The 18,479-nt window shown below is 36.9% G+C and carries 23 protein-coding genes and 2 pseudogenes; 3 read left to right on the forward strand and 22 right to left on the reverse strand.

The features are described 5' to 3' along the window. Positions 1 to 106 precede the first annotated feature (106 nt). From ABW51_RS03065 to ABW51_RS03145, 18 genes and pseudogenes are all read right to left on the reverse strand, one after another. On the reverse strand, positions 107 to 952 hold the full coding sequence (locus tag ABW51_RS03065; RefSeq protein WP_053465520.1) for an FRG domain-containing protein: 846 nt from the start codon (positions 950 to 952) through the stop codon (positions 107 to 109). Then, positions 945 to 2,306 (reverse strand): restriction endonuclease subunit S, encoded by a 1,362-nt coding sequence (locus ABW51_RS03070; protein ID WP_053465521.1) that lies wholly within the window; start codon positions 2,304 to 2,306, stop codon positions 945 to 947. The genes ABW51_RS03065 and ABW51_RS03070 overlap by 8 nt, the downstream gene beginning before the upstream one ends. Then, a pseudogene (locus ABW51_RS10520) lies at positions 2,296 to 2,457 on the reverse strand (DNA methyltransferase); the annotation flags it as partial. The pseudogene ABW51_RS10520 and the gene ABW51_RS03070, both read right to left, overlap by 11 nt. Before the next feature lie 157 nt (positions 2,458 to 2,614). Continuing rightward, the gene (locus ABW51_RS03075) at positions 2,615 to 2,905 is read right to left on the reverse strand and encodes a type II toxin-antitoxin system RelE family toxin (RefSeq protein ID WP_012054909.1); all 291 of its coding nucleotides are present in this window, start codon (positions 2,903 to 2,905) and stop codon (positions 2,615 to 2,617) included. Beyond that, positions 2,895 to 3,149, reverse strand: coding sequence for a type II toxin-antitoxin system Phd/YefM family antitoxin (locus ABW51_RS03080; protein ID WP_032823666.1), 255 nt, complete (start codon positions 3,147 to 3,149; stop codon positions 2,895 to 2,897). Before ABW51_RS03080 ends, ABW51_RS03075 begins: the two co-directional genes overlap by 11 nt. Before the next feature lie 505 nt (positions 3,150 to 3,654). Next, on the reverse strand, positions 3,655 to 4,185 hold the full coding sequence (locus ABW51_RS10310; protein ID WP_231625697.1) for a hypothetical protein: 531 nt from the start codon (positions 4,183 to 4,185) through the stop codon (positions 3,655 to 3,657). After that, positions 4,186 to 5,862, reverse strand: coding sequence for a DUF927 domain-containing protein (locus tag ABW51_RS03090; RefSeq protein WP_053465522.1), 1,677 nt, complete (start codon positions 5,860 to 5,862; stop codon positions 4,186 to 4,188). An 8-nt stretch (positions 5,863 to 5,870) separates the two neighbouring features. After that, positions 5,871 to 6,149, reverse strand: a complete 279-nt coding sequence (locus ABW51_RS03095) for a hypothetical protein (protein ID WP_053465523.1) — start codon at positions 6,147 to 6,149, stop codon at positions 5,871 to 5,873. 8 nt (positions 6,150 to 6,157) lie between these two features. After that, entirely contained in the window at positions 6,158 to 6,343 is a 186-nt protein-coding gene (locus tag ABW51_RS03100; protein WP_053465524.1) for a hypothetical protein, read from the reverse strand. Continuing rightward, complete coding sequence (locus tag ABW51_RS03105; RefSeq protein ID WP_053465525.1) at positions 6,330 to 6,587, reverse strand: hypothetical protein; 258 nt, start codon at positions 6,585 to 6,587, stop codon at positions 6,330 to 6,332. The genes ABW51_RS03100 and ABW51_RS03105 overlap by 14 nt, the downstream gene beginning before the upstream one ends. Further along, positions 6,580 to 7,173 carry a host cell division inhibitor Icd-like protein gene (locus ABW51_RS03110; RefSeq protein ID WP_082318372.1) on the reverse strand — a complete coding sequence of 198 codons (594 nt, stop codon included), beginning with the start codon at positions 7,171 to 7,173 and terminating at the stop codon, positions 6,580 to 6,582. Before ABW51_RS03110 ends, ABW51_RS03105 begins: the two co-directional genes overlap by 8 nt. A 59-nt stretch (positions 7,174 to 7,232) precedes the next feature. After that, positions 7,233 to 7,463: a hypothetical protein gene (locus tag ABW51_RS03115; RefSeq protein ID WP_053465526.1), complete on the reverse strand. Its 231-nt coding sequence runs from the start codon at positions 7,461 to 7,463 to the stop codon at positions 7,233 to 7,235. Then, positions 7,444 to 7,659: a helix-turn-helix transcriptional regulator gene (locus ABW51_RS03120; RefSeq protein WP_053465527.1), complete on the reverse strand. Its 216-nt coding sequence runs from the start codon at positions 7,657 to 7,659 to the stop codon at positions 7,444 to 7,446. Before ABW51_RS03120 ends, ABW51_RS03115 begins: the two co-directional genes overlap by 20 nt. A gap of 38 nt (positions 7,660 to 7,697) precedes the next feature. Continuing rightward, positions 7,698 to 7,925: a hypothetical protein gene (locus ABW51_RS03125; RefSeq protein ID WP_053465528.1), complete on the reverse strand. Its 228-nt coding sequence runs from the start codon at positions 7,923 to 7,925 to the stop codon at positions 7,698 to 7,700. After that, complete coding sequence (locus tag ABW51_RS03130; RefSeq protein ID WP_053465529.1) at positions 7,918 to 8,916, reverse strand: phage major capsid protein, P2 family; 999 nt, start codon at positions 8,914 to 8,916, stop codon at positions 7,918 to 7,920. The genes ABW51_RS03125 and ABW51_RS03130 overlap by 8 nt, the downstream gene beginning before the upstream one ends. Before the next feature lie 223 nt (positions 8,917 to 9,139). After that, on the reverse strand, positions 9,140 to 10,084 hold the full coding sequence (locus tag ABW51_RS03135; protein WP_156262541.1) for a hypothetical protein: 945 nt from the start codon (positions 10,082 to 10,084) through the stop codon (positions 9,140 to 9,142). A gap of 165 nt (positions 10,085 to 10,249) precedes the next feature. Continuing rightward, the gene (locus ABW51_RS03140) at positions 10,250 to 10,951 is read right to left on the reverse strand and encodes a hypothetical protein (RefSeq protein WP_053465531.1); all 702 of its coding nucleotides are present in this window, start codon (positions 10,949 to 10,951) and stop codon (positions 10,250 to 10,252) included. Between the two features lies 1 nt (position 10,952). Next, positions 10,953 to 11,168, reverse strand: coding sequence for a helix-turn-helix transcriptional regulator (locus tag ABW51_RS03145; RefSeq protein ID WP_012054921.1), 216 nt, complete (start codon positions 11,166 to 11,168; stop codon positions 10,953 to 10,955). Between the two features lie 474 nt (positions 11,169 to 11,642). Between ABW51_RS03145 and ABW51_RS03150 the strand changes: the two genes are divergently transcribed. Continuing rightward, entirely contained in the window at positions 11,643 to 11,888 is a 246-nt protein-coding gene (locus ABW51_RS03150; protein WP_053465532.1) for an ogr/Delta-like zinc finger family protein, read from the forward strand. Here the strand turns inward: ABW51_RS03150 and ABW51_RS03155 are convergent. The 3 genes and pseudogenes from ABW51_RS03155 to ABW51_RS03160 form a co-directional block, all read right to left on the reverse strand. Then, positions 11,877 to 12,767, reverse strand: coding sequence for a tyrosine-type recombinase/integrase (locus tag ABW51_RS03155; protein WP_231625698.1), 891 nt, complete (start codon positions 12,765 to 12,767; stop codon positions 11,877 to 11,879). The two genes, ABW51_RS03150 and ABW51_RS03155, sit on opposite strands and share 12 nt — an antisense overlap. 64 nt (positions 12,768 to 12,831) lie before the next feature. Then, positions 12,832 to 13,080, reverse strand: a complete 249-nt coding sequence (locus tag ABW51_RS10315; RefSeq protein ID WP_231625699.1) for an Arm DNA-binding domain-containing protein — start codon at positions 13,078 to 13,080, stop codon at positions 12,832 to 12,834. Between the two features lie 209 nt (positions 13,081 to 13,289). Next, positions 13,290 to 14,864 (reverse strand): annotated as a pseudogene (locus tag ABW51_RS03160) (type I restriction-modification system subunit M); the annotation flags it as partial. A gap of 442 nt (positions 14,865 to 15,306) precedes the next feature. On the opposite strand from ABW51_RS03160, the gene aroG reads away from it, so the two are divergent. Beyond that, positions 15,307 to 16,395, forward strand: a complete 1,089-nt coding sequence (aroG, locus tag ABW51_RS03165) for a 3-deoxy-7-phosphoheptulonate synthase AroG (protein WP_053465533.1) — start codon at positions 15,307 to 15,309, stop codon at positions 16,393 to 16,395. A gap of 78 nt (positions 16,396 to 16,473) precedes the next feature. Here aroG and ABW51_RS03170 read toward each other — a convergent pair whose 3' ends face one another. Further along, the gene (locus ABW51_RS03170) at positions 16,474 to 16,914 is read right to left on the reverse strand and encodes a LexA family protein (protein WP_046950104.1); all 441 of its coding nucleotides are present in this window, start codon (positions 16,912 to 16,914) and stop codon (positions 16,474 to 16,476) included. A gap of 286 nt (positions 16,915 to 17,200) precedes the next feature. On the opposite strand from ABW51_RS03170, the gene sstT reads away from it, so the two are divergent. After that, positions 17,201 to 18,445 (forward strand): serine/threonine transporter SstT, encoded by a 1,245-nt coding sequence (gene sstT, locus ABW51_RS03175; protein ID WP_053465534.1) that lies wholly within the window; start codon positions 17,201 to 17,203, stop codon positions 18,443 to 18,445. The last annotated feature ends 34 nt before the right edge of the window (positions 18,446 to 18,479 follow it).

Raw genomic sequence — 18,479 nt, forward strand, 5'->3', positions numbered from 1 at the left:
CATTGGAAAAATTTTCTGTTAATCCGACCGCTTGCAGCTAACAAACCTCCCAAATAGTCCCCCTCTTTAGCAAAGAGGGGATAGGGGAGATTTGGCAGAAGTGAAATTAACCTCTTGGATAAGATTTCGCTCTTTCTATATCTTTCTTCAATCTCTCATTGGCTTCTAAAATTGCCCCTTGAATATCAGGATAAATTGTTTCAAATTTAATTCCGATATGTTTTAGATAAGCAAGAATTTCATCTCTCAATGTATTAGCAATATAGAATTTCGTACTGCATAAAACCTTTTCTAGGTGATCTTTTTCAGTACGCATTGCATTCTCTAATGTTGCAATGCCTTTTTGAGTGATAAATAAACCTTGTTGAGCAGATATTCTTCCTATTGGATCAGCATACGGGACAAAGCATTCAGAAACATAAAGTTTGCCTTTGTCGAATAAATCCATATTAGTTCGATAAATTGCTCGATATTTCACTTTTTTCTCTTTTTCAAAAGCAAAGAATAAGGCTACATAGAGGTTAGTCGTCCAATCCAACAATGGTGTTTTTAATCCTAAATGTTGTCCAACAGCCCATAACTCATTGATGTATTCAGTTTCTTGCGTTTTTTGTAGTAATGATTGTTCTGCTAATTTCCCTCTGGCAAGTTGTCTAAAATTTTCATAATGAGAGTATGGATCAACGCATTTCCCTTTTGTTTCTCGCTGGAATGTGCTTTCTAATTTCCAATTTGAATCTGATTGACCACGATAAATAAAGCCTTGATATTTTTTCTCATTCAAAAGAATTTCTTTCAAAAGGTATTCAAATTGTTTAAGTGTTTTAACTTTAATGCATTGATAATAACCAACAAGACCATCATCAAATATCTCAAGTTGAAAATTTTGATCTGATAACGGCTTTTTTCTATTGATGAAGTGCATTTCCTTTAGATTTGTTAATTTAGACATTGATTTCTCCATTTAACAATCTAGGTAACAACAAATCTCTGGTTGTTTCTAAGCTAATAATTTGATTTCTATTTGAAATTATTTTTAACAATGAGTTATCAAATAACTCAGTGAATTTTTCTAATAGAAAATTATCAGAAATAACCATCAGATAATTATTTACTCTGTTTTTATCTGTGTGCGGTATAGTTGTTCCTGTTGTATTAGCTTGAATATCAGCTTCCTTATGTTTAAGGAATTGATAAATAACAGCCCAAAGTTTGTTATTATCAAGGTTGATTTTGGCTAATGTTGATCCAATTACGCCATTATGACCAATAGCAATTCTTCCTGAATTGCTACCATCCATTAACATAATAATATTATGATATTCAATAGTTACAAGTTTATTACTTTCACAAAATTCATTGTATTTACCTTCTAACGATGAAGTAAGAATATGTGGCAACATATTTTCTTCTTGTTTTGGTGATACAGATTTTGGTTTTTTACCTTTCACAAAAGATATTAAATCTCCTAAGGGCTTAACCTCCCACCCCTTCGGCACATCAACCCCATCAACCTCCACCATCTCACACGGAAACGCTTTGGCGGTTTCGGCTAGTTCGGCGTAGCGGTCAGGCTGTGTTTGTGAAAGTGCGGTCAGTTCTTCGAGTGTTTTTCCGCTGATTGCCTGCATGGCTGCAAGTTCTGCTTGTTCAAGACTCATGCCGTCTGAAAGGGCTTGAACTTTGGCACGCACGGGCTCGAAATCAACAAACCAGCTTTTAAATAGGGCTTGGACGATTTGTTCCAAGGTTTGGTTAATTTGGGTGTTGAGTTGGATTTTTTTATGAAAAAATCTAGATGTATCGCTAATAAACTCTAAATTGTCTTTATCAGGAAGTGGAATAATTGCATCTTCAATTTCTTTTGGATTAAAAGCTGGATAAGCTCCACCATCAGCAATTTTTACCAAATATTCGGTAAATAAGTCTGATGTTATAAGTGAGTATAAATACCAAGCTAGTTTTGAATTATTAGAGCTAATTACACAAAAACCTGTTGAGGCAATTAGATTTTCTTGAGCTTCTTCTATAAAAGAAAACTGCTTTAGATTTGGGCGAACAGTAGAAATAATAAAATCATTATTTCGTAGAATTCTTTTAGCTCTTGAAGGAATTTCATCTTTCTTCAGTAATTTTGGAGTGTCAAATGCACCGGTTGATACAGATGAAATATCAATATATCTAATAAAATCAGGTTGAGATTTCTTCGTTAGCGATTTTTCATTTACTTTTGCTATATCACCCAAACGGACTAATTTCCAATTTTCAGGAAGTTTGAATGCTGTTTCTCTAATATCAAATGCCATACCCCAATCCCCCTAAATTCTTCTTAATCTCCGCTTCCAATTCCGCACTTTTCGCAAATTGTTCCTTCAAAAGAGCGGTCAGATTTTGCATTTTTTCTGCAAATGGTACGCCGTCGTCTTCTTGTTCTGCGGTGCCGACGTAGCGCCCTGGTGGTGAGAACGAACAACAATTTTTAACGCTTATGCCTTGATTTTACTGGGGTTTAGTCGTGATCGCTTATGTTTACTGGGATCTAAACAGGGATCAAAGATAGGGTGCAATGTAAATTAATTTGTGATTAATAACAAGTAATATCATTAAATATAGATTAATTTAATCTATCCCGTGCAGCGGTGTAAACTTCAGCGCGTTCACGCTTGCCAACGGCAAGAACATAAACGATAACTTTATCTTCAATAACTTCATAAACTAAACGATAACCTACCGAGCGAAGTTTTATTTTATAAAACACACCAGAAAAGCCAGAAAGCCGATCTGCGGGCACGTGTGGATTTTCTAAGCGTTCTAATAACTTTTTCTTAAATTGGTTTTTTATGGTATCGCCAAGTTTATCCCATTCTTTCTTTGCCTTTGGGCTAAATGTCAGTTTATAAGTCATTAATATCAACCTCAATAAAACCGCCCTCAGCTTTTCGCTCTTCTGCAATGCGTACTAGTTCTGCATCTTCGATTAACTCTTGCATATAAGCGAACATTTCAGGCGTAAGACAATAAAAGGCTGGTTGGTTACGATTTAATATCGCAATCACGCCATTTTCACTTTCTCGCATTACGCCCATAGGGTTTCGTTTTAGATCGGTAATGCTTGCAGCCTGCTCTGTTAGTATTTGATGAATAGCCATAAATATCCTCTTTTTGTTGTTAGTTCTTCTGAATCGTAACACTTTAAAAGAGTTTTTAAAAGATTTCTAGAATGCCTTTATTGATGGGTATTGGTTTCTTAAATTATTTTTTTCTGTTGGTGCGTTTTTTTTACAGGAATTACAGGAATTACAGGAATTACAGGAATTTTTTAATTTTTATGAAAAAAATCTTTATTTATTAATAGGTTGAATGTTTGAAAAAATTCCTGTGATTATTTTTTAAACAGGGGTTTTTTAGGAATTTTACAGGAATTTTTAAAGGCTGTTTTTTGTACAATAGGACAAAAAGAGCAAAAATAGGAATTTTTACCCAGTGAATAGGAATTTTTAGATAGGTAATAGGAAATTTTTATTATTGTAACTTATTGATTTATAAAGATATGTAATATTTTATTCCTGTAATTCCTATAAAAATCCTATCTTTTGGCAGAAAAATTCTTTTAAAACATAAAAAAAAGCAAGGTGGCGAACCTTGCTTTAATTTTTATTCGGTTTTTTCTGAATCACTTTCATCATCTGAAAATGGCATCACTTTATAAGCCCTTACCGTTTTGCCTATATACTTTTTCGATATTTTGAAAATGTATTCATTATAGCCATTCTCGGGCTTTTTCGGTTTTTTTAATAACCCTGATGAAAAAAGTATGCTATGCGCCATATTTTTAGGGAATTCCTCAATAATTTCATCAAAAATTTTAGGATAAATGAAATAATGCTCTTCTTCCTTTTTCGCTTCATTGGCCAACACTCTAACACCTGATACTTTAATCGGTGTTCTTGCATTAGGATCCGCTGGGTATTCAATGAAACTTGCTTCATTGACTAATAGCCAATCGGTCAAAATTCTGATTAAACTTGTTTCCTCTCGGCTATTTTCGCCAAACTCTTCTTTCCAGTTGAGAAAGTTTTTTAAAATGGCTTGTGCGCTTTCTTCTTCCGTCCATTGGGTTAAGTCTTTGGCTAAATAAAGTGCGGTTTCTAGCACGGCGAAACGGTCGCCCGCTACACGTTGCACTTATCCGCTCATATTATTAGATAAATCTAGCCATTTTTGGCGAATTATCTTATAGGTGCTTTTCACTGCATCCGCATTGTTAGAAAGAAAGGCTATCCATTCGCGCCCAATTACGCCAAAACATTCTTGCACTTTTTCGTTTAAATGGTCGGCGTGCGCCTTGTTATTAGGAAAATGGTGTAAATGGTTCGCTTCTTCGAGTGGTACATTTAAAAGCCGTACTAATTGTCCTGCGTGCACTTTTGCGCCCTGCAGTCTTAGCTGGGTTTCTAAATCTTTTTCCCCTGTCGAAAGTGCGGAGACTTTCCTGCGTTTTATTTGTCGGTTTCCGCCCTCTTTTTCGCCTCTGATTTTGTCTGTTTCATTAAACAAATCATAGGCGATAGTCTCTAGGTTCTTTCCGTCCTTGGCTTGTCCGATTTCGTCTAGAGTAATAAAGCCGTCATTGCGTGCAGCCGCTTCATTTTTTACGCCTGTTGCGGTGGTGCTCCAGCTTAATTTTATTTTTTCGGGGTTGCCGTAAATACTGTTGGCAATATTTAGGGTTGTGCTTTTTCCCTTTGAACTTTCCGCGAATAAATGCACGCCAAAAGATTCCCGCCCTAAAAGTGAAAGCATAGGTGCAGCTAACGCAACCGCTACGCCAATCATCATTGAGGCGTTACCACGTACATTTTGCGCAATTTCCCTTTGCCAATCTGCAAGTGTGCCGCTTGTCGTATAGCCCAGGCTTGAACTGCTTCGGTCGGTAAAATAAATTGGTTTAAGCGGCGTACCAATAATTTCCCCATTCGGTAATAAATACGCCCCATTTAGCCAACCTGTCACGTTAGTGATAGTCCACTGTGTGAAATGGTCGCCGTTAAAGTGAAAATGCTCGGTAAGGCGTTGTGTTAAGCCTGAACCTTGTGTCATTTTCAAGCCTTGCGCTTTTAGCATCTTCCAGCCTGAATCCGTGCCGAAATCTTCACGGGCGATAGCAACGGTGCGCGGCTTATTTTCATCTCGGTTTTGCCATTGGAAAAGATAGTAGTATTCCCCACCTTGCGTTTTCCCCTCGCCAACTAGTGCTAAATCATCACAAATCCACGTTTTTTCTTCGTATTGCACCTCTCCCGTTTTTTTATTAATTATCGGCTTAATTTGATGTAAACCTTTAATCTTGCCATTTTCTCGATACTCTACATAAGGCTCACGTTTTGGTGCTTCTGGCTTATCCATATATTCCACGCGCATTTCTGCTAAATTGCGCGATTCTGCACTATTGCGTAAATCTTCTAAACGGTGGCTTAATTCTTCCAAATTATCGCCGAGGCTATCCGCAAAAAAGACTTTTTTAGCCTTGCTGTGCGTTGCTAGTGCTAATAAAAGGGCGTTTTCTTGGTCGCTTGTCACTTCGCCAAAACGGTAAAACGTCACGGCGTGCACATCATCTTTTAAAATCTGATAATCGCCAGCATTTGCCAGTTTCTCCGCATCTAAAATTATCGGCTTATAATCACGCTCAAGCCCTAATTTATCGCGCAATAAACCCCATTCAAGGCCATTGCCTTTATCTTTACCAAATCCCCAAGCATTCCAGGCTTTATTGCCAATTAATGCGTGAATATGCTCAAAGGCTACGCGCCCTTGTTCATCAAAGTGCAGTGCTTTTGGTGGGTGTTTTTTATAACTCATCTTTTCCCCTATGCCTTATTCCGATTCTTAAAAAACTCGATAACATCGCCCGCGCGGTATTTTTTCGGCGAACGTGGGCGTGAATCGCCTAACGTTGTGGGAAAATCAGGCAATTTAATTAAGGTTTGAATCACATAACCATAAGATACTTTTGCATAAGCGGCTATATCGTGTGGCGTCCATATCTGATCTTCTTGCGCATATTGATTTTCTATTGCTTGCACACGGGCTTTCAGGCTCTCCAATTCATTTAATAAAAATTCGGTGGTTTTTGTTTGCTTTTCCATATTTCCCCCTAGCGTTGTTTCCGTCTTGCTTGTTTTTGATGGGTGCGGTGCTTTTTCTTGCGCTTTTGTGCTTTCGTTTTAATACATTCCGCTTGCTGTACTAATCGCTCGGCTTTTTGCCACATTGCTTTAGCCTCATCATTGAAAAACTCTATGATCGTGCCGTCTGGTAAGATAATTTTATGCGTTATCATTTTTTGCCTCCCGAGAATGGGAAAATGTAGGGCGTGATTTGGGGAAACACTGATCTAACTTCTCTTGAATTAGCTCAATCTGTAAATGTTGAAAGTGCGCAATATCTAGCATAAAGCCCTTTAATTCGCTCTCATCTTTCAAATAAAAAGTTGTGCCAACCATTTCTAAACAGGTGTTCAACGTATCAAATCGGGTCATTTCGCTTTGAATTTCATCAATTAAATGAAGGGAAAGATTACGCATAAATCCCCCCTTTCATCGCTAAAGTGCGGTTAAATTTCGGGTTGATTTTTGCAACGGTGACGAGGTGGCGAAAATCAGCGTTAAGGCTTAATCTTGCGCTTTCTTCGGTGTTGGCGTGAATAGTTTGAATGCACAAATTAAAGTGCGGGTGTGTGCGATTAACGCATAGAAATTTGTAGATCATTTCTGCGGTGTCCTGTAAATAATTTTTAGGAACTACCGCTAGACTTGTCACGGTCGGGCGGTAGCACGTAACGGGGTGACAAACTGCCTTTACAGGAAAACAGCCAACCGCTAAGGGTTGCCCATTACGCGCTACCATTGAGAATAGTCTATCAAAAGATAGATTATTTTGGATAGGTGCGTAAACGCTACGAACAAAAAAAGCACGGTTAAATGGCGTGCTATCGTTCGCCTGTAAAATGTTCAGCTTGTCACGGCTGACTCTCGATTTTGCGAGAGCGGAATTAATATAGTTTAATCTCGTTTTATCTGTCAAGCCATTTTGTAAAAATGGTTTATTTTTACGTGTAAAAAGGTTGCACGCTACCGCATTAAACGGTAGATTGTCGTTTAAATAGTTCATTGAATTATTCGCTTTAAATTGTCGTTATAGGGAACGGGCTTATCTTTCGAGGTAAGCCCTTATTTTTTGCTTTCTAGTTTGGGTGGGTGGTCTTGCGCCCATTGGTGTGGCTGTGCAATTGGCTGGAATCGTGCAAATTGCCCTTGTTCAAATCCTGCTTTATAAACGCCTTTCAATTCGCATTTGTCGCAATAAACATAAGCTATCGTTACCGTTGCGCACGGTCGCACAGAAGAGCGAATTTGTAACGCTTTACCACATTCAGGGCAATTAAGCCGTAAGCCCGCCATGCTGCGCCTCTTGTTTGCGGTTTGGGTTTTGTTTATCTAACCAGGCTTGTACATCTTCACGCGCCCATCGGTTGGTTCTGTCGTATTTTAACGGTTTCGGAAAATCGTCACGCTTCATCATGTAATAAATCTTTGTGCGCTTGGCAATGCCCATTTCTTCAAGCTCTTGAATCGTCAATAAGGTTTTTAATGTCATATTCTTTCCTTTTATTTAAGTGCGGAATTGACCGCACTTTATTTAATCAGGGTTTTGCCTACATCATCTTTTTCTATATATTCCATCAGAATAAAATAGAACGTTCTTTTTTCATTATGGTTGAGTTCGTCATATCTCGGTAAAATTGAGCTATGTAACGGAATTTTCTCTTGTAAAAGTTCACGCGCAATTTCATTAATAAAACGGCGTTGCGTTGAAATTGGCAAGCGGGATAATTCGGTCATTACAGATAAGGCTTTATTCATTTTCAAATACCACGTTTTTGTGCTCGATTGCCGCCATTAAATTAAGGTTTTCTACAACATAGCACTCTTGGCGATAGTAGGCGTTAATATAGTCACCTGTGTTTTCTTCGTTATAAATAGAGCGGTGACAGCTTGTTTTTTGTGTGTAAATACTTAAATTTTTAAGCGTGGTAACCACGGCGCATTTTTTCGGGAATTGCGGCGGAATAATGCTAGGCATACCGCCAAAATAATTTGATAAATAAAGATTATTCATGCCGTTATTTTCAGAATAAAGGTATGCCCCTTGAATGTTGGCATTGGCTTTAGAGGCTAATTCAGCCCCTACAAGAAATACAAGATCATTGCGTTCTTGATATTCTGCTGGCAATTTATTGCGCAATGCAGTCGCTAATTCATCTAAATTTTTGTAGTCGGCTTTTTCAGTAAATAAGACAATTTTGCCCGTACTTTTTCCGCCCGTAATGATATTCGCTGGGTTTTGTTCTTTCAGTTGTGCCAGCCAGCCTTTTGTAACATCTGATAAATCTTCGGCTTGTGTGTTTACCGCTTGGCTTTCACCATGCCAGCCTATTTTTAGCATGTCTAAAATAAATTGGTTTTCTGTCAACCGGGTGAAAAGCTCTTCAAAGTTTTCTTGAGTGACTTCAAGCTCATCAATTAAACGCCAGTTAATTTGCACGCCGCTATCTATCTCGCAAGTTTTGTAAGTTTCGCCATATTCCATAATAGAGCGATTTCGCCCCTCTTGTTTGCGTCCTGTTGTTGTGCCTTTTAGTGCACCAAGAAATTTTCCTCCCGCTGCATCTTTTACTGTGATCCAGTTAATTGAATTTAAGAGATCAGAGCGTGCTTTAAAATCTTTCATTAGATTTTGCAGAGCTTTCTCATTTAGTGTAATGGATAGAACAACGTCATGCTGTTTGCTTAGTTGGTCTTGATATTTTGTCGCAAGTTGGCTTGCATATTGCTTTATTTGAGAATCTTTCATTTTGTTTTCCTCTTGAATAAGTAAGTGTGCATATGTACTGAGCAATCTCCATTAACGTTCACCTTTGTCTATGTTTGATTGCGGAAAGTATTGTAGGAAGTTGAAAAAATGATCTAGAGGAAATTGGGAAAATTTACTTTTTTTTAGAAAAATTTTGTCTTTTTTAGAAAAAATTAGACGGTTGAATAGGGTAAAAAATAAAAGCCCCAATTAGGGGCTTGATTTAGTAGTATTGACTTCGGTCTAGAAATTTTTCTAGAAAAGGTGCTATGGTCTTCGCTTTTCTGACTTTTCCACTATATCCAACTTTACTTTGCATTTCTTCTAATATATCGCTAATAGCTTCAGAAATTGCATTAAATGATGGTCTGTTCTTGTCAGTTATGAAAAAGCTCTTTCTATTTACTTTTTGAAATTTTGGATGATGCAGAAATACTAAAGCATTAATAATGCTTTGATACATCTCATGATCTAAATCACCGTTTAATTGTGATTCTGACTTTTTATCATCTGTTTTTGTAAATAATTCAAAGTCTTTATTTAATATATCAATTTCTACTTTAGATAAATAAACCTCATTTAAATAATCAATAAAAATTTTATCATATTCGGTATCTATACTAATATCAGGGAATTCTGAAAGATCTTCATGTATCTCTAATTCAGCACAAATAAGCCTAGCTAATCCAGTGTTGGACAATCGTATAGATTTTCTTATATTATATAAATAACTATTAAGGTCTAACCCTATTTCATTAATAAATCCTTTATATATATTTATTCTAAACATCCCCTCAAAACAAAATTCATCTGATACTATTAAATTTCTTCTATTATTAAGCTTGTATTTTCCTTTCGTTATCAAATCGCACGATAAATAACTTAGTTCAAAATGAAAGTTGTTATTTTCTAAATTTATTTCTTCTCCACTTCTATATTCTTTTGCAACGCGATTAGTAACAAAGAGATTATCATTAGTATTGCCATATGTTTCTAACTGTGTTGAACAAAAATAGGATCTATCTGATATATATATTTCCTCTTGATTGCCTTTTATTTTTAAATAGAAATTAAGTTTTTCATCTACAAAAAGTTTTAGTAGGTAATCTATATCTATTTTTGTTTTATTGGTTTCATTTAAAGAATTAATAAAATCAGAAATAGTCATATAATCTTGTTCGATTAGACATAGCTCCATAGCAGCCCTCCTAAATACTGTATTTTTATATAGCAAAATAACACAAATATAACAGGTTGAACAGTCCAAAATCGTTCCAAATTATGCCAATTTATCCTAAAAATAAAAAAGCCCTGTTTTTAACAGGGCTACGACTTAGTATTGATTTAGTTTATTGTTCAGTTCTTCTAAATGTTTATTTCTCTGCAATAAACTGCAGCTAGGAATCGGGATAGATAGTTTAACTTCGGGTGATGAAAAACCTAAATCCCGCACATTTGCATCAGCTTTAATGTAAGGTTTCAATCGTTTTATCAATTCATCAATAAAAACATCGCGAATATTGCTATCCGTTGAATATCTTAAAACATCTGCATATCTTCCACCTTTATCAAAAATGGTAAGTATTCGGCTTAATTCTTCTGCTATACTGCCTGAAATAAATTCATTGAGTAACTCATCGCCAATAAGTGAATAACATTTGCGGGCGGATTCATTACATATTGTCAGGTTTTGTTCGTATTCCGTCATCAAAAGAATTTCTAATTGAATTTCGAATTTTTCAACCACTTTTCTAATTGTGTCGATTTTACGGGTGTTTTTACTGATTCGTTCTGAAAGTTCATCAAAGCCATCAAAATTAATCTCGCCAGTGTCGCTAACTTGAAGATTGTCTATTTCCTTCTGTGCTTCTTGGTTATCGCTTTCTAAGGCTTCAATGAGTTTTTTATTGCGCGATATGTTTTCTTTAATCGATAAGGCTTTATCTTGTATTTCGTAGAATACTTGATTGCTAACGTTTAAATTGCCGATCAGTTGTTCTAATTCGGCTTGCTTATCTTGGTTTTGTAGTTTCATTCTACTTCTCCTTTTGGTTACGTTTTTCTATCTGTGCTTGCATCCACGCATTTACTTCGCTTTCAAGCCATACAATATTATTTTTGTTTAGTTGAATGCTTCTGGGAAAATCGCCAGTATTCATTTTTCGATAAATACTTGATCGCCCTAGCCCCGTTTTATTCATCACTTCGGGTAATTTTATGAAGCGTTCTGCCTGTGGCATTTTTTCATTCATAAATATTTTCCTTATAAAAATTGGATTCCTAGGAATCTCAATACATCCCATTGGATAGGCAAAAAATAAAAGATTAGTGATAGATTGAATAGAAAGTTTGTTTGTGAAATTAGAATCCACAAAAAGAGGATAAAAAGTAACCATTTCAACCAGGGCCCACGGAAATTTTCCACGGAAAATTCAACGTCACGGAAAATCCACTTCCTCCCCCGCCGAATTTACGTTAAAAATTGAAGAAATTACAGTTAATTTTCAGTCTTTAAAATTGCGTAAAGCCTTTCTATATCTAGCTTTAGATGCTTATTTATTGAATTTTCTTAACTGTAAAAATTACACATTTTTTCAGTGTTTTTCAGTTAAGGAAAAAGTGATATATTAAGAAGTGAAATGTAAATATCTGATTTATAATATTTTTTTAAATTTTCCGTGAAAGGATTAATAAGAAAAGTATTTCAGTTAAGGAAGCGTGAAAAAATGATTTTTTGTAAAATCTGTGGTTATAAGGCAGTGATTAATAGAAGCAAAAGAGAACATAAAGAATATACTAAGCTTTATTGCACCTGTAAAAATAAGGATTGTGCACATAAATTCGTCATACACTTAACCTTTAGTCACACAACAAAGCCTAGTAAACTAGAAGAACAGAATTATTTTAAATATATCATTGCAAATCTGCCAGAAAATAAAAAACAAGAGCTTCGTTCAATGTTAAGTGCGTAACGCCTTTATTTTGCATTCCTCCACATAATCCCCCCACGTCTGCATAATATCTTGTCTAGAACGCCATTTTTTCGATTTATCGTAAGCCGCGCGCACTTTCCCCCGATTTTCGTGAGATAAACATAACTCAATGGCTTCAGAAGAAAAGCGATCTAATTCATGCAAATAAGTGCTTGCTATACTGCGTAAACCGTGCGCAACTAACAACCCCTTAAATCCCATACGCTTTAAAGCAACATTTGCCGCACCGCTATTCATCGGGCGATTATAAGGTGCAATGCGTGAACAAAACACATATTTACGATTGCCATTATAACGGCGCATTTGCTCTAATATATTCAAAGCCTGTCGAGAAAGTGGAACACTATGGGAACGTTTACCGCCTTTTATTCGTTCAGCGGGAATATGTAGAGCTTTCTCATCCCAATCAATATCTGCCCATTCAATACTAACCGCCTCAGAACTGCGTAAAATGCTTAATAATTGCCATTCGATTAAAAGTGCGGTTGGTTTTTCTAAATTTGCCCCTTGCATCACTTCAAACAAGCGGGGTAATTCTTCTGGTGCAAGTGTCGGATGATTTTTAGTTTCAATGTAAGTAAATTCATCATGAATTTTTCTAAATGGATTTTTAACAATTAAATCTTCATCCTCTGCCATTCTAAAAATCTGATTTATTGCAATGTTTATCTTATAAAGCGTATTTGAATTTTTAAGCGGAGACAATACAGGTTCAAGAGTCTTATAATTAGCTTGATCAATGAGTAAATCTGCTATTTTCGGGAATAAATGCAATTCTACGCGGCGGAAAGCATCATTGACGGTTTCAGGCTTAAGTTTTCCCAATTTTAAACGCTTATCACGCCATCTAATCGCCATTTCCGCAAAGGTTATTTTCTTTTCTTCTATATTAGAAGAGTTTCGATATTCTAGCGGGTCAATGTTACGTAAAATCAGTCCACAGATATTCTGTAGCTATTTCCCTGGCGTATGCAAGAGATAGATCAGGAAATGCACCAAGACTAATTTTTCTGTGCTTCTTATGCCATTTATAGGCAAAGTACCAAATTTTAGTGCCATTAGGTTTTATTCTTATATAAAGCCCGTTTCCATCAGATTTAATGTATTCTTTGGAAATCGGTTTAAGGTTTTGTAAAGTGGTATTTGTCAGTGGTTTAACAATCTTGCTCATAAGTCATCATCTCATAAAATAAAATGTATGACTTTTTAGATCCCTCGAAAAAAGCCCTAAACAGTGAGGGATCTAAACTGGGATCTAAAAAGTGCGGTTATAAGCAATCAGAAATAAACAGTAGTAAATATTTGTGAACGATAACTTATTGAAATATCAATAGTTTGTTATCGAATATGAACGTTGGTGAACGTTAATGAATTGGTTCGTGGCGTGAGAAAGAACTCGTTGCTGGCAATCTCTTCTAACGTAGCGGATTTGCAGAAAGCGGCTTGGTCTTCATAGCCGTCAGAAGTTTGCCAAGCGTGGAGGGTGTCGGCAATTTTGGCGATGTCGTCAGCGGTAAAATCACGCAATACGCGGTCTTTCATATAGCCGATTTGGCGGGCATCGATAAATAACACTTCGCCTTGACGCTTTTTGTTGCGGTTTAAAAACCAAATACAGGCGGGGATTTGGGTATTGGTGAAGAGCTGGCCGGGTAGGGCAACCATACATTCCACCAAGTCGGCATTGATGATGGCTTTGCGGATTTCGCCTTCGTTGTTGGTTTGGCTGCTCATAGAGCCGTTGGCAAGCAATAATGCCATTTTGCCGTTGGGCGAGAGGTGGTAAATCATGTGTTGCAGCCAAGCGAAGTTGGCGTTGCCTTTGGGCGGTGTGCCATATGCCCAACGTGGATCATCGGCAAGGGATTCGCTCCACCAATCGCTGATATTGAATGGCGGGTTTGCCATAATGAAATCCATCTTTTTGTCGATGTGTTGCGGTTGCGTGAAGCTGTCGGCGTTGTGTTTGCCGAAGTCGTAATCAATGCCACGAATCGCCATATTCATGGCGGCGAGCTTCCAGGTGGTGGGGTTGAATTCTTGCCCGTAGATGGAAACGTTATTGATGTTGCCTTGATGGGCGGAGATAAAGCGTTCGGTTTGCACGAAAAAGCCGCCGCTGCCCATGGCTGGGTCATACACTCGTCCTGAATAAGGTTCGAGCATTTCGACAATCAGGGAAACAATGGATTTTGGCGTGAAATATTGCCCGCCGCGTTTGCCTTCGGCTTGGGCAAAGCGACCTAGGAAGTATTCGTAAACATGACCGAGAATGTCTTTTGCGCCTAAATGTACGGGCTCGCCGTTGTAAGTCGGGCGGGTAAAGTTAGTATCGGAGAAGAGGATAATCAGCCCGCGCAGGGTGTCTTCGTTTACCGCATAGCCACTGATGCGTTGGAGTACGCCTTTGAGTTTTTCGTTATCTTTTTCAATTGCATCAAAAGCATCGTCAATCAAACGTGCCACGCCTGCGAATTTTCCACCCCAAGGCAATTCTGCCCCAGTGTTGAGAATAGAGACTTCTTGTAAGGCTTGCCAACGGGCTGAAGCTGGCACCCAAAATACGTTATCCGCGGTGTAATAATCACGGTTTTCTAGTTCTGCAGTTAAGGCTTCTTGATACTCTTCTTCAGTATCAAAAAAAGTGCGGTCAAGATAGAGTGGGTTTTCCGCATCGGAGAGTTCCGCCTGAATTTTTTCCTGTTGATGAGTGAAATTATCAGAAATGTATTTTAAAAAGATAAGACCAAGAACGATATGTTTATAGTTAGCGGCATCAAGTTGTTGGCGGAGTTTATCCGCAGATGACCAGAGTTTTTCATCTAATTCATTTAAAAATGCTTGTTGTAATGCGTGATTTTCATCGACAATCTTGGTCGTCTCGTCTCGTCTCGTCTCGCTTGCATAAATTATGCCCTCTGTAAAGTGATTTTTATCGGAAGTTTGAATATTCAAACAAATTATCAGGTGTCATTTTATCGAAAAACAGTATTAGGTTGAAAGGGATTTTTGGCAGTTTATTGTGTTATGGTATCGTCTTTTTGATTTTCCAATTTAACGATGACATTTTGCCTAGAGGGATAAATCACTCTGTGTTGGTAATAATCACATTTGTTTGACTTGAAAATGGACAAAGTATGGAAAAAATAAATGTGTTTTTAAGTATTTTATCTCCCCATTTCAACATAATTAAATCCGTAGGACTGTTATAATAGTATGTGTTAAAAGGCTTGATATTTTGTTTCATTCATCTTGCAAGCAGGTTGTAAAGATAGTTTAATAGGAAATTCTTAGGTTTTATTCTAAAAAACATGACGAACTAGTTTACTAGTACAAAAAATAGGTGTAGATTACCTACATAATTAAAACACAACATTTGAAAGTTTGAGAGTGATATATGGCTAAAGAGAAAATTGAAATTGTCGTGGCAAACGACGATACGCGAATTGAAAAAGTCGATCAGGTGTTACCACCCATTGCCTTATTAGAAAAATACCCAGCTAGTGAACATGCTGCGACATTAGTGAAGCAAACTCGTCATGAGGCACATAATATTATTCATGGTAAAGATGATCGTTTATTAGTGATTATCGGTCCTTGTTCTATTCATGATCCGAAAGCTGCGATTGAGTATGCAAACCGTTTAAAACCATTACGTGAAAAATATAAAGATAGCCTTGAAATTATTATGCGTGTGTATTTTGAAAAACCACGTACAACTGTGGGCTGGAAAGGTTTAATTAACGATCCGTATTTAAATGATACTTATCGTTTAAATGATGGTTTACGCATTGCACGCAAATTACTTTCAGACATTAATGATCTTGGTGTGCCTGCAGCGGGTGAATTTTTAGATATGATCACCCCTCAATATATGGCAGATTTTATGAGTTGGGGCGCAATTGGGGCGCGTACAACCGAATCACAAGTTCATCGTGAGTTGGCTTCAGGATTATCTTGTGCGGTTGGGTTTAAAAATGCCACTAATGGCGGAGTAAAAGTTGCTTTAGATGCAATTGGTGCAGCAGAATCCCCTCATTATTTCTTATCTGTAACTAAATTTGGTCATTCAGCTATTGTTTCTACAAAAGGGAATGAAGATTGCCATATTATTTTACGAGGTGGAGATAAAGGCCCTAACTATAGTGCTGAAGATGTAGAAAAAGTTTGTGCTGATATTGAAAAAACAGGGCGTATACCACACGTTATGGTTGATTTTAGCCATGCAAACAGCAGTAAACAATATAAAAAGCAAATGGAGGTTTGCCAAGATGTGTGTCATCAAATTGCATCTGGTTCTAAACAAATCTTTGGCGTAATGGTGGAAAGCCATTTAGTGGAAGGTCGTCAAGATTTAGTTGATGGCAAAGCACAGACTTATGGACAAAGTATTACGGATGCATGCATTGGATGGGAAGATTCTGAAAGATTATTGCAACAACTTTCTGATGCAGTGATTGCGAGACGTAAAGTAACGAGTAATTAATTGAAATATAATCTAGATACTAGATAGAAGTGCGGTTGATTTTCACCGCACTTTTTTATTTGCCTTTAACTATTCCAACTAAGCTGCCCATTTCATTTTATCGCGACGTTTCATTTGATGGATAGTGTTAGTTACTGTGCCGACAATAGGTAAATTCGACCAATCTTTTGTGTTTATATTTGGTGTTGTGGAATCCAATGCCATGAAAAGGTAATTGCCGTTATGAGCCATAAATTCATAGACATGAAATTCGTTATTTTCTTCAAGTACAACAAGATCACCTGAATAAAGATCGTCATTTTTTTCGACGACTAGCATATCTCCACTTTCAATTCCCCAAGCTAACATATTTGGATTGGTTACATGAATAAAACAGGTCTGCTTTGGACGTTTGATACAATAAAGATTTAAGTCTAGTTTTTTGTTGAATTTAAGGCTGTCATCCATATCACTGAAAAAAGGCAGTGGATTATAAGAAAAATCCATTTCATATTGTGCAGTCAAAGTTTGGTTGTTCATTCTCTTATCTCCTGTTAAATAATATGGATAAATAACCTTTCACCTTGTTTTTTTGTACAGTTAAAGTTTACTGGTATTTCATACAGGGTGTCAATAGGTTAAATAAAAAATTTTTTTATAAGTGTGTTTTTAGAAAATATCTAATAAATTTAGAAAAAAGTTCACTTATTGGATAAAAAATAACAAAAAACATTTTCTTTCGATAAGAATTTACGCTATCTTTAATTCCCTTGTAGGTGGATTGGTAACAATCTGAAGTTAAATTTACTAAAAGAAAGATAAAAGTATGAACACATCTCGTTTATTTCGTCTGTTATTCCAGGGCAATTTAGTAAAAAGAATTGCAACTGGTTTAGTTCTAGGGATCATTATTGCGCTTGTTGGACCTGCACTCGAAGGTGCTTTAGGTTTTAATATTGCGGAAAAAGTAGGCGTTTTAGGTACCATCTTTGTTAAAGCATTGCGTGCTGTTGCGCCAATTTTGATTTTCTTCCTTGTTATGGCTGCGCTTGCAAATCGTAAGATTGGTACGAAAAGCAATATGAAAGAAATTATTGTGCTTTACCTTTTAGGTACATTCTTAGCTGCATTTGTTGCTGTTATTGCTGGTTTCGTATTCCCAACAGAAGTGGTTCTTGCAACCAAAGAAGATGCAAGTTCAGCGCCGCAAGCTGTTGGCCAAGTTTTATTTACCCTTATCTTAAACGTGGTAGATAATCCATTAAATGCGATTTTCAAAGCAAACTTTATTGGTGTATTAGCATGGTCTATCGGTTTAGGTTTGGCGTTACGTCATGCATCTGATGCAACTAAGAACGTATTATCTGATTTCGCAGAAGGTGTATCAAAAATTGTTCACGTGATTATTTCTTTTGCGCCATTTGGTGTATTCGGTTTAGTGGCTGAAACCTTATCTGATAAAGGATTAGTCGCATTAGGCGGTTATGTGCAATTACTTGCAGTATTAATCGGTACGATGTTATTTACTGCTTTTGTTGTAAACCCTATTTTGGTTTACTGGAAAATCCGTCGTAATCCTTATCCATTAGTGTGGACTTGTGTACGAGAAAGTGGTGTAACTGCATTCTTCACACGTAGTTCTGCGGCAAATATCCCCGTGAACATCGAATTAGCAAAACGTTTAAACCTTGATGAAGAAACTTATTCTGTTTCGATTCCATTGGGTGCGAACATTAATATGGCGGGTGCAGCGATTACAATTACTATCTTAACTTTAGCTGCAGTTCATACACTTGGCTTAGAAGTTTCTTTCGTTAGTGCGCTTTTATTAAGTATTGTTGCCGCGCTTTGTGCTTGTGGTGCATCTGGCGTAGCGGGCGGTTCATTATTATTAATCCCATTAGCATGTAGCTTGTTTGGTATTTCTGATGATGTAGCAGCACAAATGATCGGTGTTGGTTTCATTATTGGTATTTTACAAGACTCAACTGAAACGGCATTAAACTCATCAACTGACGTATTATTTACTGCGGCAGTATGTATGGAAGAAGAACGTAAAAACGCAGCATAATGATGATGCAAATAAGAGAGCGGGCTATGCCCGC

Origin of the sequence: Haemophilus sp. C1 (genome assembly GCF_001276515.1) — a bacterium.
GTDB lineage: Bacteria > Pseudomonadota > Gammaproteobacteria > Enterobacterales > Pasteurellaceae > Haemophilus.

Excerpts from the sequence above, each read along its gene's own strand:
- ABW51_RS03065 (WP_053465520.1), bottom strand. The coding sequence starts at position 952 with ATGTCTAAATTAACAAATCTAAAGGAAATGCACTTCATCAATAGAAAA.
- ABW51_RS03070 (WP_053465521.1), bottom strand. The coding sequence starts at position 2,306 with ATGGCATTTGATATTAGAGAAACAGCATTCAAACTTCCTGAAAATTGG.
- ABW51_RS03075 (WP_012054909.1), bottom strand. The coding sequence starts at position 2,905 with ATGACTTATAAACTGACATTTAGCCCAAAGGCAAAGAAAGAATGGGAT.
- ABW51_RS03080 (WP_032823666.1), bottom strand. The coding sequence starts at position 3,149 with ATGGCTATTCATCAAATACTAACAGAGCAGGCTGCAAGCATTACCGAT.
- ABW51_RS03090 (WP_053465522.1), bottom strand. The coding sequence starts at position 5,862 with ATGAGTTATAAAAAACACCCACCAAAAGCACTGCACTTTGATGAACAA.
- ABW51_RS03095 (WP_053465523.1), bottom strand. The coding sequence starts at position 6,149 with ATGGAAAAGCAAACAAAAACCACCGAATTTTTATTAAATGAATTGGAG.
- ABW51_RS03100 (WP_053465524.1), bottom strand. The coding sequence starts at position 6,343 with ATGATAACGCATAAAATTATCTTACCAGACGGCACGATCATAGAGTTT.
- ABW51_RS03105 (WP_053465525.1), bottom strand. The coding sequence starts at position 6,587 with ATGCGTAATCTTTCCCTTCATTTAATTGATGAAATTCAAAGCGAAATG.
- ABW51_RS03110 (WP_082318372.1), bottom strand. The coding sequence starts at position 7,173 with ATGAACTATTTAAACGACAATCTACCGTTTAATGCGGTAGCGTGCAAC.
- ABW51_RS03115 (WP_053465526.1), bottom strand. The coding sequence starts at position 7,463 with ATGGCGGGCTTACGGCTTAATTGCCCTGAATGTGGTAAAGCGTTACAA.
- ABW51_RS03120 (WP_053465527.1), bottom strand. The coding sequence starts at position 7,659 with ATGACATTAAAAACCTTATTGACGATTCAAGAGCTTGAAGAAATGGGC.
- ABW51_RS03125 (WP_053465528.1), bottom strand. The coding sequence starts at position 7,925 with ATGAATAAAGCCTTATCTGTAATGACCGAATTATCCCGCTTGCCAATT.
- ABW51_RS03130 (WP_053465529.1), bottom strand. The coding sequence starts at position 8,916 with ATGAAAGATTCTCAAATAAAGCAATATGCAAGCCAACTTGCGACAAAA.
- ABW51_RS03135 (WP_156262541.1), bottom strand. The coding sequence starts at position 10,084 with ATGACTATTTCTGATTTTATTAATTCTTTAAATGAAACCAATAAAACA.
- ABW51_RS03140 (WP_053465531.1), bottom strand. The coding sequence starts at position 10,951 with ATGAAACTACAAAACCAAGATAAGCAAGCCGAATTAGAACAACTGATC.
- ABW51_RS03145 (WP_012054921.1), bottom strand. The coding sequence starts at position 11,168 with ATGAATGAAAAAATGCCACAGGCAGAACGCTTCATAAAATTACCCGAA.
- ABW51_RS03150 (WP_053465532.1), top strand. The coding sequence starts at position 11,643 with ATGATTTTTTGTAAAATCTGTGGTTATAAGGCAGTGATTAATAGAAGC.
- ABW51_RS03155 (WP_231625698.1), bottom strand. The coding sequence starts at position 12,767 with ATGGCGATTAGATGGCGTGATAAGCGTTTAAAATTGGGAAAACTTAAG.
- ABW51_RS10315 (WP_231625699.1), bottom strand. The coding sequence starts at position 13,080 with ATGAGCAAGATTGTTAAACCACTGACAAATACCACTTTACAAAACCTT.
- aroG (WP_053465533.1), top strand. The coding sequence starts at position 15,307 with ATGGCTAAAGAGAAAATTGAAATTGTCGTGGCAAACGACGATACGCGA.
- ABW51_RS03170 (WP_046950104.1), bottom strand. The coding sequence starts at position 16,914 with ATGAACAACCAAACTTTGACTGCACAATATGAAATGGATTTTTCTTAT.
- sstT (WP_053465534.1), top strand. The coding sequence starts at position 17,201 with ATGAACACATCTCGTTTATTTCGTCTGTTATTCCAGGGCAATTTAGTA.